Here is a 13,966-nt window from a genome sequence, read left to right on the forward strand (position 1 = left end):
AAATTTAGGGGTAACTATGGATCGTGTGATCTACACCGCCATGTCCGGCGCCAAGCACACACTGGAGCAACAGGCCAATACCAGCAACAATTTGGCCAATGCAACGACGACCGGTTTTCGCGAACAGCTCAATACCTTTCGCGCAGTGCCTGTTGTCGGCGAAGGGTTGGCGACGCGCACGTTTGTGGTCGATTCGACCGCAGGCACCAATTTCAGTGCAGGTCCGATTCAGGATACCGGTCGCGCACTCGATGTCGCGGTTCAAGGTCCGGGTTGGATCGCCGTTCAGAGTGCTGACGGCGGTGAAGCCTATACTCGCAACGGCAGCTTCAAGCTGAGCGAAAACGGCATTCTGCAAACGCAGACAGGTCTGAACGTGATGGGCGATGGCGGCCCGATCAGTATTCCTCCTGATGTCACCATTGCGATTGCTTCCGACGGCACTGTGTCGTCGATTCCGACAACCGGGACACCAAATGCGGTGAATATTCTGGGACGGATCAAGCTGGTCAATCCGGATGAAAAAGCATTGAAGCGCGGCGATGACGGTTTGTTCCGTATGACCGCAGGCACGCAGGCACCGCCGGACGCCAATGTGCGCCTCGCCGGTGGTGCATTGGAAGGCAGTAACGTCAACGTTGTCGAGTCGATGGTCAGCATGATCAATCTCGCACGCCAATTCGATCTGAACATGAAGGTGATTACAACCGCCCAAAGTGATTCGGATAAAGCGACACAAATTCTGTCGGTGAGTTAATAACCAGGTACTGGAGAAAAAATGATTCGTTCCTTGTGGATTTCCAAAACTGGTCTGGATGCGCAACAAACGCAACTGGACGTGATTTCCAATAACCTGGCTAACGTCAGCACCAACGGTTTCAAGCGTTCGCGCGCCGTGTTTGAAGACCTGATGTACCAGACAATTCGCCAGCCAGGCGCCCAATCGTCGCAGCAGACACAATTGCCGTCGGGCCTGCAGATCGGCACCGGTGTACGTCCTGTCGCGACCGAGCGTATTCATACGCAAGGCAACGTGAACCAGACAGACAATGACAAGGACATCGCCATCCAAGGTGCGGGTTTCTTCCAGGTTCTGATGCCGGACGGCACGACGCAATACACGCGCGACGGCTCGTTCCAGACAGACAGCCAAGGCCAGCTGGTGACGTCCAGCGGCTACACGGTGCAACCGCCGATCACGATTCCGGCCAATACAACCAAGCTGACAGTCGGTCGCGATGGCACGGTCTCGATCATGCAAGCCGGTTCGGCGGCGTCAACACAGATCGGTACGCTGCAGGTCGCTACCTTCATCAATCCGGCCGGTCTGGAAAGCAAGGGCGAAAACCTGTACGCAGAAACTGCCGCGTCGGGTACACCTGCACCAAATACCCCGGGCACCAACGGCGCCGGCGCACTGTGGCAAGGCTACGTTGAAACGTCGAACGTCAACGTTGTCGAGGAAATGGTCAACATGATCCAGACTCAGCGCGCTTACGAGATCAACAGTAAAGCAATCACCACATCCGACCAGATGCTGGCAAAACTGTCGCAAATGTAATGGCTGGTGTATTGCGTATTTGTACTACTTTGTTTTGATGAAATGGGATGAGGCAAACATGAATAGCCTGCTGAAATTTGCTGCCATCATCGGGATGTTCGCCATCGCTGGATGTACTACCGTGCCGGAGTCGATCGTCACCGGGCCGAAGTCGGCCCGGCCCGAACCGGCTTCGTATGCGCCACCGACCAACGGCGCGATTTTCCAGTCGGCGGCTTATCGCCCGCTGCTGGAAGATCGTCGTGCGCGTCTGGTTGGCGATACCCTGACCATTGTCATCAATGAAAATACAACCGCAGCCAAGTCCGCTGGCAGCTCGTCCAGCAAAACCGGCAGCGCGACCGCAGTTGCGCCGACCTTGTTCGGCACCTCGATCAAGGAATTGTCCGGCAGCGGCGGCAGCACCAATAAATACGATGAGAAGGGCGCTATTTCGTCCAGTAACAATTTCACCGGCACGATCGGTGTGACAGTGATCGAAGTACTGCCTAACGGTAATCTTTTGGTCAGCGGCGAGAAGCAGGTCGCTCTCGACAAGGGCGTTGAATATGTGCGCTTCTCGGGTACCGTCAGCCCTGACAAAATCGCTACCGGCAATACCGTTTCGTCGACCGCAGTGGCCGACGCCAAAGTGGAATATCGCACCAATACTCGTGTCGATATGGCCGAGTTTATGTCTTCGTTGTCGCGCTTTTTCTTCAGCGTCTCACCGTTCTGATCAGGGAGTCGCATGATGATTCAACGTTCATTCTTGGCGCAGCACACCAGCCGGTTAGTGTCGGTTCTGCTCGCTTCCATTACTTTGCTCAGTGCTGGTGTTGCGCACGCCGAGCGTCTTAAGGATCTCGCCAGCATTCAGGGCGTACGTCAGAATCAACTGGTCGGTTACGGCCTCGCCGTCGGTCTCGACGGCAGCGGTGACCAAACCACGCAAACGCCTTTCACAGTCCAAAGCGTCGTCAGCATGCTTCAGCAACTGGGCGTGAATCTTCCCAGCACCTCGACCAGCAACATGCAATTGAAGAACGTTGCTGCCGTGATGGTGACGACATCGTTGCCTGCATTCTCGCAGCCGGGCCAGACGCTGGATGTCACCGTGTCATCGATCGGTAACGCCAAGAGTATTCGCGGTGGAACCCTGTTGATGGCCCCGCTTAAAGGTGCAGATGGTCAGATTTATGCAATCGCGCAAGGCAATATCGTGGTCGGCGGTGCCGGTGCATCGGCGGCCGGTAGCAGCACCACCATCAATCAATTAAGCGTAGGCCGTATTTCTGCCGGCGCCACGGTTGAACGTGCGGTTCCTTCGGCACTGGGCCAAGGCGACGCCATTAATCTGGAGTTGAACGACAACGATTTTTCCACCGCCAGCCGTGTGGTGGAAGCAGTGAACAAGCGGTTCGGTTTTGACACCGCGGTAGCGCAAGATGGCCGCGTGATTCGTATCCGCGCCCCGGTGGGTAGCGGTGAGCGTGTCGCCTTCCTCGGTGCGCTGGAAAATATCGACGTCATTCCTGCACGTGTCAGCGCGAAGGTGATTCTGAATGCCCGTACAGGTTCAGTCGTGATGAATCAGTCCGTGAGCCTCGATACCTGCGCCGTTTCACACGGTAATTTGTCAGTGGTGATCAACGCTGAAAACAGCATCAGTCAGCCAGGCGCCTTGTCCGGTGGTCAGACGGCGGCCAATCAGAATGCGCAAATTTCGATCAATTCGACACCAGGCAAGGTGATGTACCTGAAGGGCGGAGCTTCTCTGGCCGATGTGGTCAAGGCGCTCAACGCCATCGGAGCAACACCTCAGGATTTGCTGGCAATTCTGCAAGCGATGAAGGCAGCTGGTTCGCTGCGCGCCGAGTTGGAAATCATCTAATCAAGGCAAGCTCATGATCAACAACATCAAGCCGGTCAATCCGACTGAAAGCCTTGCCGTCGATGCCAACAGCCTGAACAGTCTGAAATCGTCGGCAGCTGCGCAGTCGCCGGAGTCGCTCAAGGGCGCGGCCAAACAGTTCGAGGCCTTGTTCCTGAACATGATGATGAAGAGCATGCGCGACGCGACGCCGCAAGATGGCTTGTTCGACAATCAGCAGACCAAGATGTTTACCAGCATGCTGGATCAGCAGTTGAGCCAGAACATGGCGCAGCGCGGTGTCGGTCTGGCCGATATGTTGGTGCGTCAGCTTTCACATAGTCTCAACAAGCAATTGCCGACCGACGATGAGGCATCGTCGTCCTTGCCGCTTGATATCCCGCTGGCCAATAGTCTGAGTGATCTCGATAAGGCACGCCTGGTGCAAGGCATCGCCAACAGTACCGATGATGCATCGCAGGGCGGCGGCAAACGTAACAAGGGTGGTCAGCAACGCCCGGCGCATGTCGAAGCATTCCAAAGCCGTCTGCAGGCCGATGCGGAAGCAGCCAGTCAGGTCACTGGTATCCCAGCCAAGTTCATGCTGGCGCAAGCTGCATTGGAAACCGGCTGGGGCAAGAAGGAAATCCGCGCCCGCGACGGTAGCTCAGCGCACAATCTGTTCGGCATCAAGGCCACTGGCAACTGGACCGGCAAGGTGGTCGAGGCGACCACGGTTGAGTATGTCAATGGCGTGGCGCAGCGCAAGATTGAAAAATTCCGCGCTTACGACTCCTACTCGGAAGCCTTCCAGGACTACGCCAAGCTGCTGCGCAGCAATCCTCGCTACGAAAAAGTATTGGCGAACGCGCAAGACGCTCACGGTTTTGCCTACGGTCTGCAACGCGCAGGCTATGCAACCGATCCGCATTATGCGGAAAAGCTATCGCGCATCATCCGTCAATCTCTCTCCGCATAATTTTCGACCTGATTCTCAGGGAAGCAGTGGATGCGGCCAGAATGAATTGTCATTTTTCGGGAACGCAGACGGGTTGGCGAACTCTCAAATTCATTGCCGGCCGTTCCTAAAGTTTCCTGACGAAATGCCGTTGATCAGGATATTCCGTTAAAGAAAATATCGTATGGCTACCAGCATCTTCAGTATCGGGCAGAGTGCTCTCGCCGCGGCTCAGGCAGCGCAGGCGACGACCAGCCACAATATTTCCAATGCGACAACACCGGGTTACAACCGGCAGGTGGTCGTGCAAAGCACGGCTGGTGGTATCAACTACGGCTATGGATTTGTCGGACAAGGTACCCAGGTTGCAGAAATCAAGCGCGTCTATGATGATTTTCTGTACAAACAAGTATTGTCGTCCCAGACGACAGCCAGTTCGCTGGACTCCTATGCTACGCAGATCAGTCAGATCAATAATCTGATCGCGGATACATCGGCAGGTTTGTCGCCGGCATTGCAAGATTTTTTTGCGAGCACGCAAAATCTGGCCTCGACACCGAACGTTGACGGTGCACGCCAATCTGTTATTTCTGCCGGCCAGACTCTGGCGGCGCGCTTCCAGAGCCTGAATGATCAATTGACGCAGAGCCGCAACGGCGTCAATAGCCAGATCACCTCCACGGTCGATACCATCAATGCTTACGCCAATCAGATCCTGGCGCTTAATCAGGCCATTCTGAAGGCTTCCGGCGGTACTGGTGTTGCTCCTAATGACTTGCTGGACCAGCGCGATCAGGCTATTGCTGATCTTAATAAAGTCGTTAAAGTCACGACCTTGCCACAAGACAATGGTTCGATGAGCGTATTCATCGGCAATGGGCAGCCGCTGGTGTTGGGCAACACAGTGTCGGCCCTGGTGGCGACCCCGGCAACTAATGATCCGACCCGTCTGCAGATTTCTTATCAGACCAATGGTCAAAACGTCCTGATTCCGGATTCGGCGTTCAGTGGCGGCAGCCTTGGTGGTCTCTTGCAATATCGCAGCGAGACGCTCGACGTAGCACAAAATACGCTCGGCCGCATCGCCATTGCCATGGCGACAGCATTCAACACGCAGCACAAGCTGGGCCAGGATCAGAATGGCAACCTCGGTACTGATTTCTTCACCGTCGGTAAGCCAGTGGTCTATAGCGACAGCAAGAATACATCCACGGCAGCGTTGACCGCGACCATTACGGATCCATCCAAGTTGTCGACCAGCGATTACAAGCTGAGCTATGACGGTACCAAGTATACGTTCACGCGTTTGTCCGATAACACCAAAACCGTCGTCGATCCTACGGCAACGCCTGCGGGTACATTCCCTGCCACAATTGATGGTGTGACCTATACTCTTCCTACGCCGACAATGGCGGCCGGAGACAGCTTCCTGATCAAGCCGACCGTGAACGGTGCCAGTTCGATGAGCGTGGCTATCACTAATACGCAACTCGTCGCCGCTGGTACGCCGGTGCTGACTGGAAGCAATGCCGTGACCGACATGGGTCTCGTCACTACCGGTAATACGGGTACCGGCGTGATTACTTCGGCCACAGTCGATAAAGCGACATTTACGACCGGTGCCACCCAGACTTACACTTACAGTTCCGGTACGACCTCCCTGGCGCTGGTGCCGCCGGCATCGGTGAACGTGACGACTACCGCGGGCGTGACGACAACATATGCGGCGGGAGTACCGATTCCTTATTCGGCAGGAGCAACGGTTTCGAGCGGTGGCGTGAGCTTTGTGTTGAGTGGCGCACCAGCCAATGGAGACGCGTACAAGTTCTCGCCGGTGCCGGCCAATAGTGGCACTGCAACGATTTCGTCCGGCACGATCAACTCGTCCTACACGTCGTTGGCGGCAGGCACCAAGTTCACGTTTACTTTTAACAGCACTACCAATCAGTTCACGCCGTCGGCTTCGGTTGGTGCTGTTGTGGTGACACATGCAGACGGCACCACGACTAACTATGCGGCCGGCGCAGCGATCAATTACACGTCGGGAGATACGTTCACGACTGCCGGCGCCAGCTTCAAGATCACTGGCCAACCGGCTAACGGCGACCAATTCTATCTTGGCCCGAATACCAACGGCGTCAACGACAACCGCAATGCTCAGGCTTTGAACGCATTACAGACAGCCAATACCATTGGGAACACGTCGTTTCAGGGGTCGTATTCGCAGCTCGTTGCGACCATCGGCAACAAAACCAATGAAATAAATGTCACCAATAAGGCTGAAAATGCCCGTCTGACATCCATTCAGCAGCAACAGCAATCTGAGTCCGGCGTGAATCAGGATGAGGAATTGGCCAACATGATCAAGAACCAGACGGCCTACCAGGCCGCAGCCAAGATTATTCAGGCTGCCAGCGATATGCTGAACGTCTTGTTCACCCTTGGTGGTTAAAGTTTGAAGGAAGATTAAAATGCGTATCAGCACCAATATGATTTATCAGTTGAGCAACAATGATCTGACCAGCATGCAGGGTGGGATTTTAAAGCTCAACCAGCAAATTAACGCGGGCCAGACTGTCTTACTTCCGTCCGATGACCCGATTGCCGCTGCGCGCGCACTGGACTTGGCTCAGACGCAAGCGCTGAATACCCAGTTTGCGACTAATCGCAATAATGCCAACAGCTCCCTGGCAACTGTCAGCAATGCGCTGAGCAGCGTCACCGACATGATGTCCAAGCTCAAATCGGACATCATTGCTGCCGGTAATGCATCATTTTCCAACGCCGAGCGTGCCAACATGGCGTCGGAACTGAAGGGTAATCTCAACGAAATGCTGGGCTTTGCCAATTCCACCGATGGCCTGGGCAATTACGTGTTTGGCGGTTATAAGAGCGGCGCTGCACCGTTTTCTTTCGACGACTCGGGCAACATCGTTTATAACGGTGACCAAGGTGCGCAAACGCTGCAAGTCGGGGCGACACGTCAGATGGAAATCAGTGTTTCGGGACAGTCAGTGTTTCAAGGCAATGGTGTGGATACATTCAAGATGATGCAGAACATGATCACCTTGTTGTCCGTGCCGACCACAGAGGCGGCAAATAACGCCGACACCACGGCCGCCAATACATTTGAATATCCCCCGAGTTCAGGCCAGTTCCCGATTCAGGCATACAAGACAGCACAAGCCGCACTCGACGCAGCCAAGCCAACCGATCCCAACTACGCGACACTGTTGACACAAGCTGCCAATGCCAAACTGTTGTCCGACAAAGCCGATGCGGCGCGTACGCCGATTGCTGGAAGTCAGGCCGCCTTGACGCGTACTTTGAATTCGTTCCAGGCCTCGATCACTTCGCAGATGAGTAATATCGAAGCCGCGACAGCATCGGTGGGTGCGCGTCAGAACGAACTGGATAACCTTGATGCACAGGGCAAGGTGTTGGATCAGCAATACACTCAGACAACCAACGATTTGCTGGGTCGTAACCTGAGCGATACGACTGAACTGGTTAGCCAATTGGCTCTTCAGCAGCAATATCTGCAAGCAGCACAAAAAGTGTTTGTGTCGACTACCAGTCTGACGCTGTTGAACTACCTCAAGTAATTCTTTCTGCCGGGTGAGCCTGCGTTCACCCGGCGTCCTGATTTCTCTTCCCTTTACTCGCTTCCTGACCGCATCGCCGCAAGCCTGTCTTCGCTTTGCATGTCACCACCCAGCGCCTGATACAGCGTCATCTGGTTATTTAACCGGTTAAGCCGGTTCTGCGCCAGCGACACTTCTGCTGTGCGGCGCTTTTCCTGCGCGTCCAGCCAGTCTTTCAAGGCCACATACCCTGTCCGGTAGCGTAGCTCATAGAGACGTTCCGTTGTCTGTGCCGCTTTCAGATTCTTCTCCAGCAAAGCTCCCTGGTTAGCGTATTGCTCGTGCGCCGATAGTGCGTTTTCGACATCGGCAAGTGCGGTATAGAGCGTCTGGCGAAAGCTCACCACGGCGCTCTCATAGTCTGCTTGCGAGGACTTGATGTTGAGCTGCATCTGGTTCCACTGCAAAAACGGCAGCATCAGCCCGGCCCCAAGCGTTCCGATCGGATTGAGCAAGACATTGCGAAGGTCCTGGCTGCTGCCGCCTCCAGCAGCAGTGAGTGTAAGACTGGGATAGTAGCTGGCGCGGGTGTAGTCAACGGTGGCGAGAGATTCGCGCAGGCGCAATTCCGCTGCACGCAGATCCGGACGGCGTCCAAGAAGATCCGCAGGCAGCCCGGCCTGTAGCTGCGGCAATGCTTGCTCGGGCAAGCGTTGCGGCGACGGATAGCTTTTCCCCGGTGGGCCGTCGAAGAGCAGGGCGAGCGAGTTGGCCGCTTCAACCTGTTGTTGCAGGAGCTCGGTATGCGTCGACTGTTGTGTCGAGAGATTCTGCTCTGCTTCCAATACCTCCAATGAGGATACGGCGCCTGCCTGGTATTGCGTACGCACCAGCGCGAGCGTCTTCTCGGCGTAGGCAATGCTTTCCAGACTGAGCGCGATACGCTGATTCAGATAGGCGGTTTGCCAGTACAGATTGGCGGTCGTACCGATCAGGCTGAGGGCGGTGCTTTCACGATCTTGTTCAGTAGCCAGGGCTTCCCATTTTTTCGCGTCATATTGGCTGCCAAGCTTGCCCCAGAGATCGGCTTCATAACTCAGCGTCACCGCCGTGGAGCTTGTCTTGTAGCTGCTGCGATCATTGCGCAGATAGCGGTTGTAAGTGGTCGACGTACTGGAGCTCAAGGCAGGCAGGCGTTCGTCCGCAGCGATACCAGCCTGAAGCTGTGCGCGGCGCACCTTGATGGTAGCCGCGGCAAGATCATTATTGCGGCGCAGTGCTTCATCGATCAGACGATCGAGATTGGTGTCGCCAAAATGTCGCCACCATTTGCCTCCATCGAGTGCATCACGGTCATTGCTATGAGTCCAGGTCGCGGGGATCGCAGTCTTGGGGGCGACATAGGGTGTTTGCACCAGCGAGCCGCAGGCGCTCAGCAAGCTGGTGGACAGCATGGCTGCAGCCAAGGCAGCAGGACGGAACCCAAGGTTGAAGGTAAGGTGTTTCTTCATTATTCTCTCGACAGTGCATCGACCGGATCAAGTTGCGCCGCATTGCGCGCAGGAAGGAAGCCGAACACGACGCCGATCAGGGTGGAGCAGACGAAGGCAGAGATGATGGAGGTCGTCGAATACACCATCGCGAAGTTTTTGCTGAAGCTGGCGAACAAGGCGCCGAACGACAACGCCAGCAAGACGCCGAGCAAACCGCCCGACAGACATACCAGCACCGCCTCGATCAAAAACTGTTGCATGATGTCGCTTTGGCGCGCGCCGACAGCCATGCGTACGCCAATTTCGCGCGTACGTTCGGTGACTGATACCAGCATGATGTTCATGACGCCGATACCACCGACGATCAGTGAAATAACCGCGATCATCGATACCAGCAAAGTCAGTGTGGCAGTCGTTTTTTCGATAGTCTGGCGAATGCTGTCCGTGTTGAAGACGTAGAAGTCTTTGGTGCGATGACGCAATGTCATCAGTTTCACGATGCCTTGTTCGGCGGCGGCGGACGAGACACTGTCACTGACACGCACCGTGACGCCTTTCAGATAATTTTGTCCCAGCAGGCGGCTCATGGCGGTGGTGTACGGCACCCAGACATTCAAACTATCGTTGTTGCCGAAACCGCTTTCCTGCTTCTTCGTCACGCCAATAATCCGGCAGGGAACACTGCCGAGAAGGATCACTTCGCCGAGCGGATTGACGCCTTCGGCAAACAGTTTTTGGCGTGTATTGGCATCGATGACGACTTCTTGAGCGCGGCGTTCCACGCTGCTGCGGTCAAAGCTTTGTCCGTCCGTCATGGCGAGTCCGCGCACCCGGAAATATTGCTCGCCCACGCCGCTGATCTGCGCACTGACCGACACATTGCGATAACGCACCGACGATGTTGTCGCCACACTTGGCGTGACGCTGTCGACATAAGCTTGCTGCGCCAATGCATCCGCATCTGCGGGCACCAGCGTGCGTATCGCCGAGGCTTTCATATCGCCGAAATCACTACCGGGAAAAACGTCGATGGTGTTGGTGCCCATGGCGCTGATGTCTTTGAGAATACGCTCGCGTGACCCGGCGCCGAGCGCCACCACGGATACCACGGAGGCGATACCGATGATGATCCCCAGCATCGTCAGGAAGGTACGCAGGCGATGCGCATTCATCGCCAGCAGGGACATGTGGAAGGCTTCGGACAATCGATCCAGACCGGCGCGCCACATGGTCACAACAGGTGCCGTTTTTGGGGGCGGTGAGGATGGCTTTTCGGGTAACGCCGCTGACGCTTTGCGGCGGTCGTTGATGATCACGCCATCGCTGATTTCAATGATGCGCTGAGCATGTTCCGCGACCTGCATGTCATGCGTGACGATGATGACGGTGTGGCCTTCAGCGTGAAGTTCCTTGAGGATGCTGATGACTTCCTGGCCGCTGTGGCTGTCGAGCGCGCCGGTGGGTTCGTCGGCGAGGATGACCTGGCCTCCATTCATCAGTGCACGCGCAATGCTCACGCGTTGCTGTTGTCCGCCAGAGAGTTGTCCGGGCTTGTGCTGCATGCGGTCAGCCAACCCAAGGCGTCGCAGCAGTCCGGCGGCGCGATCATGACGGCTGGTGCGCTCCTTGCCGGCATAGATGGCCGGGATCTCGACATTGCCGAGCGCGGTCAGATCCGGCAAGAGATGGTAGCGTTGAAAGATGAAGCCGAAATGCTCCCGGCGCAGCTGCGCCAGTTCATCGGGCGTGAGCTGACCGGTTTCCCGGCCTGCGATGACATAGCTCCCGCGTGTCGGTTTATCGAGGCAGCCGAGGATGTTCATCAGCGTCGATTTCCCCGAGCCGGATGCGCCGACAATGGCCAGCATCTCACCTGCATGGATGCGAAGGTTGACGTCGTTGAGAACGGTGATTGTCTGCTCTCCGGCCGGAAACTCGCGATACAGATTCCGTAGTTCAAGTAAGGGTGTATTCATGCATACACTCCCTTACATCATTGGCGGCGGACCGCGGCGAGTGTTGGTAGTGACAGCATCTGCGCCGTTGCTGTTGCCGATGACGACACGCTCTCCAGCGTTCAGGCCTTCCGTGATTTGTACGTTGGCGTTGGTGTTGATGCCGATACGCACCTTGCGTGCGGTAGCGGTGCCTTTACCTTGCGCATCGAGTACGCGCACAGTGTAGCGGCCGTCGGCATCGCGTTCACCCAGTGCAGTGGATGGGACGACGACGGCATTGCGCGCTTCTGCCAGCACGACATATACCTGCGTGGTCATGGAGATCCGCAGCTTGCCGTCGGGGTTGGGAACATCCAGCAAGCCGTTGTAATAGATCGCCGTCGATGTGCTGCTGCTGGTGGTCGACGTGGTGGATGTTGTCGAGGTGTCGTCCTGCAAGATCGAATCCGGTGCTGGTTCGATGGAGCGCAACGTGGTGGTGTAGCGTTTGTCGGGTTCGCCGAGAATGGTGAAGTACACCTGTTGCCCGGTGTGGACGCGAGTGACGTCTGCTTCCGAGATTTGCGCTTTGATGGTGACCGTGTCCATGCGCGCGACCTTGATGATGGTCGGCGTACTTTGATTGGCATTGACGGTCTGGCCTTCCTGCGCAACGATAGCCACAACGGTACCGTCGATCGGTGCAGTGATCTTCGTATAGCCGAGGGTCACGCGAGCGGTATCGACGGAGATCTTGCCCTTGTCGATTTGCGCCTTGAGGGCGGCGATGTCCGCTCTGGTGGTATTGAGCGTGGCTTCGGCAGTCTCGTAATTCTCGCGCGAGCTGGCGTCCTGTGCCAGCATTTGCTGCTGACGTTGGTAGGCGAGTTCGGATTGCTTCAAGGTCGCTTCTTTGGCGCGTAATTGTGCGCGGGTATCTTCCAGTTCCGCTTCGGCGGTTTTCAGCGCGTTCTCTTGCGTGAGCGAGTCGATTTCGGCGACCAGCTGGCCTTTCTTGACCTGATCTCCCAGTGCAACCTTGAGCGACTTGATCTGGCCTGAGGCCTGAGCGCCGACGCTGACTTGCTTGAATGCTTTGATGGTGCCGCTGGCAAGAACGGTATCTTGAATGTCGCGTCGCTCAGCAGTGGCCGTCAGGTAATTGGGCTCCACCGTCGACGGGTAAAAAGCCAGTTTGGCAAAGGCCAAAAGCACCAGGGCGAGAGCAACAATGAGGGCGTAGCGGAGGATTTTCTTTTGTCGGATATTCATGCGTCATGACGGTTGATAAATACCGGGAAAATGGCGGCAGGCGGTCCCGGTATTGCTGCGTATTGCAGCGAGGAGTAAGTGTGCCTCCGATCGCGGCCTTCAACTGTAAAGATGCGTAAAGTAGATGTAATGCCGCTGTAAAAGCCGGTCAGCGCTATTCGGGAAATAGGCGTGTCGGCGGGGGCAGGTATTTCAGCGCTTGGGCATCGGCGGTATGGTCGCCATGCCGCCCAGCATGCGCACTGTTTCCACGGTGTCATTGAGGAAGTGTTGCATCGGCGTGAGCATGTAGGGCAAACAGACGGCAATGAGCACGAAGCCGGCCACCATGGTGATGGGAAAGCCGATACCGAACAGGTTCAACTGCGGCGCAGCGCGCGTAAGGATGCCCAAGGCGACGTTGGTGATCAACAGTGCCACCAGCATCGGCAGGGACAATTGCAGGCCCATGCTGAAGATACGTGCGCCTGACAGGGCGAGGTAGTGAAATCCTTCCGCTGTGATCGGCGCAGCCGTAATTGGCAGCGTGTGGAAGCTGTCCGCCATCACGGCGACAAGAACCAGATGGCCGTTGATGCTCAGGAACACGAGCGTGCCCAGCAGTGAAAACAACTGACTGATTGCAGAAGTGCGGCCTTGCGATTGTGGGTCGAAGAACACCGCAAAACCCAGGCCCATGGTGTTACTGGTCAGTTCACCGGCCATTTCGATGGCGGCAAATACCAGACGCACTGCAAATCCCATCGCCAAGCCGATCAGCAATTGCTGAAGCAGGATCATCAGACCGGTGATTGAGGCCGGATCAAGCGCAGGCGGTATCGGAACATCGGGAGCGATCACCAGCGAGATCATCACGCCCAGCAGGATCTTGACCAGCATCGGCACGCTGGCGCTGCCGAATGGCGGCGCAATCGACAACAACCCGAGGATACGGGTCAAGGGCCAGATGAAGGAGGCGATCCAGATTGCAAGCTGATCGCTGGTGAAGTTGATCATGTTTTGTCGGATTGCGTAAATGACACGCAATTGTCACCGGTGCTATTGCACCATCGCGGGAATGCCGGTGAACATCAGGCGCATGTAGTCCAGCATGACACTGATCATCCAGGGGCCTGCAATGATCAGCGCTAAAAATACCCCGACCAGTTTGGGAATGAAAGACAGCGTGGCTTCATTGATCTGCGTCGCGGCCTGGAAAATACTGACGAGCAGACCGATTACCAATGCGGTCAGCAACATCGGTGCGGCGATCATCAGGGTGATTTCCATGGCATGGCGGCCAAGGGACATTACGCTTTCAGGAGTCATG

General features: G+C 56.1%; 12 protein-coding genes. 7 read left to right on the top strand and 5 right to left on the bottom strand.

Annotated features, from left to right (window positions below; all coding sequences use genetic code 11):
- Window positions 1-16 precede the first annotated feature (16 nt).
- The 7 genes from flgF to flgL all read left to right on the top strand — a co-directional run bounded on the left by flgF (window position 17) and on the right by flgL (window position 7,976).
- Window positions 17-757: a flagellar basal-body rod protein FlgF gene (gene flgF, locus hmeg3_RS08210; RefSeq protein WP_094563300.1), complete on the top strand. Its 741-nt coding sequence runs from the start codon at window positions 17-19 to the stop codon at window positions 755-757.
- Window positions 758-778: 21 nt separating this feature from the next.
- Window positions 779-1,561: a flagellar basal-body rod protein FlgG gene (gene flgG, locus hmeg3_RS08215; protein ID WP_094563301.1), complete on the top strand. Its 783-nt coding sequence runs from the start codon at window positions 779-781 to the stop codon at window positions 1,559-1,561.
- A 58-nt stretch (window positions 1,562-1,619) separates the two neighbouring features.
- On the top strand, window positions 1,620-2,279 hold the full coding sequence (locus hmeg3_RS08220; protein ID WP_094563302.1) for a flagellar basal body L-ring protein FlgH: 660 nt from the start codon (window positions 1,620-1,622) through the stop codon (window positions 2,277-2,279).
- A 15-nt stretch (window positions 2,280-2,294) separates the two neighbouring features.
- Entirely contained in the window at window positions 2,295-3,434 is a 1,140-nt protein-coding gene (locus hmeg3_RS08225; RefSeq protein ID WP_094566211.1) for a flagellar basal body P-ring protein FlgI, read from the top strand.
- Window positions 3,435-3,447: 13 nt separating this feature from the next.
- A complete protein-coding gene (gene flgJ, locus hmeg3_RS08230) occupies window positions 3,448-4,392 on the top strand; it encodes a flagellar assembly peptidoglycan hydrolase FlgJ (protein WP_094563303.1) in 945 nt (314 codons plus the stop codon).
- Between the two features lie 163 nt (window positions 4,393-4,555).
- Complete coding sequence (flgK, locus tag hmeg3_RS08235; RefSeq protein ID WP_094563304.1) at window positions 4,556-6,823, top strand: flagellar hook-associated protein FlgK; 2,268 nt, start codon at window positions 4,556-4,558, stop codon at window positions 6,821-6,823.
- A 19-nt stretch (window positions 6,824-6,842) separates the two neighbouring features.
- Window positions 6,843-7,976, top strand: coding sequence for a flagellar hook-associated protein FlgL (gene flgL / locus hmeg3_RS08240; RefSeq protein ID WP_094563305.1), 1,134 nt, complete (start codon window positions 6,843-6,845; stop codon window positions 7,974-7,976).
- Window positions 7,977-8,029: 53 nt separating this feature from the next.
- Here flgL and hmeg3_RS08245 read toward each other — a convergent pair whose 3' ends face one another.
- The 5 genes from hmeg3_RS08245 to fliQ form a co-directional block, all read right to left on the bottom strand.
- Window positions 8,030-9,466: an efflux transporter outer membrane subunit gene (locus hmeg3_RS08245; RefSeq protein ID WP_094563306.1), complete on the bottom strand. Its 1,437-nt coding sequence runs from the start codon at window positions 9,464-9,466 to the stop codon at window positions 8,030-8,032.
- Window positions 9,466-11,424, bottom strand: coding sequence for a MacB family efflux pump subunit (locus hmeg3_RS08250; protein WP_094563307.1), 1,959 nt, complete (start codon window positions 11,422-11,424; stop codon window positions 9,466-9,468). The genes hmeg3_RS08245 and hmeg3_RS08250 overlap by 1 nt, the downstream gene beginning before the upstream one ends.
- A gap of 12 nt (window positions 11,425-11,436) precedes the next feature.
- Complete coding sequence (locus hmeg3_RS08255; RefSeq protein ID WP_094563308.1) at window positions 11,437-12,657, bottom strand: efflux RND transporter periplasmic adaptor subunit; 1,221 nt, start codon at window positions 12,655-12,657, stop codon at window positions 11,437-11,439.
- Window positions 12,658-12,849: 192 nt separating this feature from the next.
- A complete protein-coding gene (gene fliR, locus hmeg3_RS08260) occupies window positions 12,850-13,653 on the bottom strand; it encodes a flagellar biosynthetic protein FliR (protein WP_094563309.1) in 804 nt (267 codons plus the stop codon).
- A gap of 42 nt (window positions 13,654-13,695) precedes the next feature.
- A complete protein-coding gene (fliQ, locus tag hmeg3_RS08265; protein ID WP_094563310.1) occupies window positions 13,696-13,965 on the bottom strand; it encodes a flagellar biosynthesis protein FliQ in 270 nt (89 codons plus the stop codon).
- Window position 13,966 lies beyond the last annotated feature (1 nt).

This window comes from Herbaspirillum sp. meg3 (genome assembly GCF_002257565.1).
GTDB lineage: Bacteria > Pseudomonadota > Gammaproteobacteria > Burkholderiales > Burkholderiaceae_D > Herbaspirillum.

What these genes read in the sequence shown, in the direction of transcription:
- flgJ (WP_094563303.1), top strand. Translation starts at nt 3,448, where the DNA reads ATGATCAACAACATCAAGCCGGTCAATCCGACTGAAAGCCTTGCCGTC.
- hmeg3_RS08245 (WP_094563306.1), bottom strand. Translation starts at nt 9,466, where the DNA reads ATGAAGAAACACCTTACCTTCAACCTTGGGTTCCGTCCTGCTGCCTTG.
- hmeg3_RS08250 (WP_094563307.1), bottom strand. Translation starts at nt 11,424, where the DNA reads ATGAATACACCCTTACTTGAACTACGGAATCTGTATCGCGAGTTTCCG.
- hmeg3_RS08220 (WP_094563302.1), top strand. Translation starts at nt 1,620, where the DNA reads ATGAATAGCCTGCTGAAATTTGCTGCCATCATCGGGATGTTCGCCATC.
- fliQ (WP_094563310.1), bottom strand. Translation starts at nt 13,965, where the DNA reads ATGACTCCTGAAAGCGTAATGTCCCTTGGCCGCCATGCCATGGAAATC.
- flgF (WP_094563300.1), top strand. Translation starts at nt 17, where the DNA reads ATGGATCGTGTGATCTACACCGCCATGTCCGGCGCCAAGCACACACTG.
- hmeg3_RS08225 (WP_094566211.1), top strand. Translation starts at nt 2,295, where the DNA reads ATGATTCAACGTTCATTCTTGGCGCAGCACACCAGCCGGTTAGTGTCG.
- fliR (WP_094563309.1), bottom strand. Translation starts at nt 13,653, where the DNA reads ATGATCAACTTCACCAGCGATCAGCTTGCAATCTGGATCGCCTCCTTC.
- flgK (WP_094563304.1), top strand. Translation starts at nt 4,556, where the DNA reads ATGGCTACCAGCATCTTCAGTATCGGGCAGAGTGCTCTCGCCGCGGCT.
- flgL (WP_094563305.1), top strand. Translation starts at nt 6,843, where the DNA reads ATGCGTATCAGCACCAATATGATTTATCAGTTGAGCAACAATGATCTG.
- hmeg3_RS08255 (WP_094563308.1), bottom strand. Translation starts at nt 12,657, where the DNA reads ATGAATATCCGACAAAAGAAAATCCTCCGCTACGCCCTCATTGTTGCT.
- flgG (WP_094563301.1), top strand. Translation starts at nt 779, where the DNA reads ATGATTCGTTCCTTGTGGATTTCCAAAACTGGTCTGGATGCGCAACAA.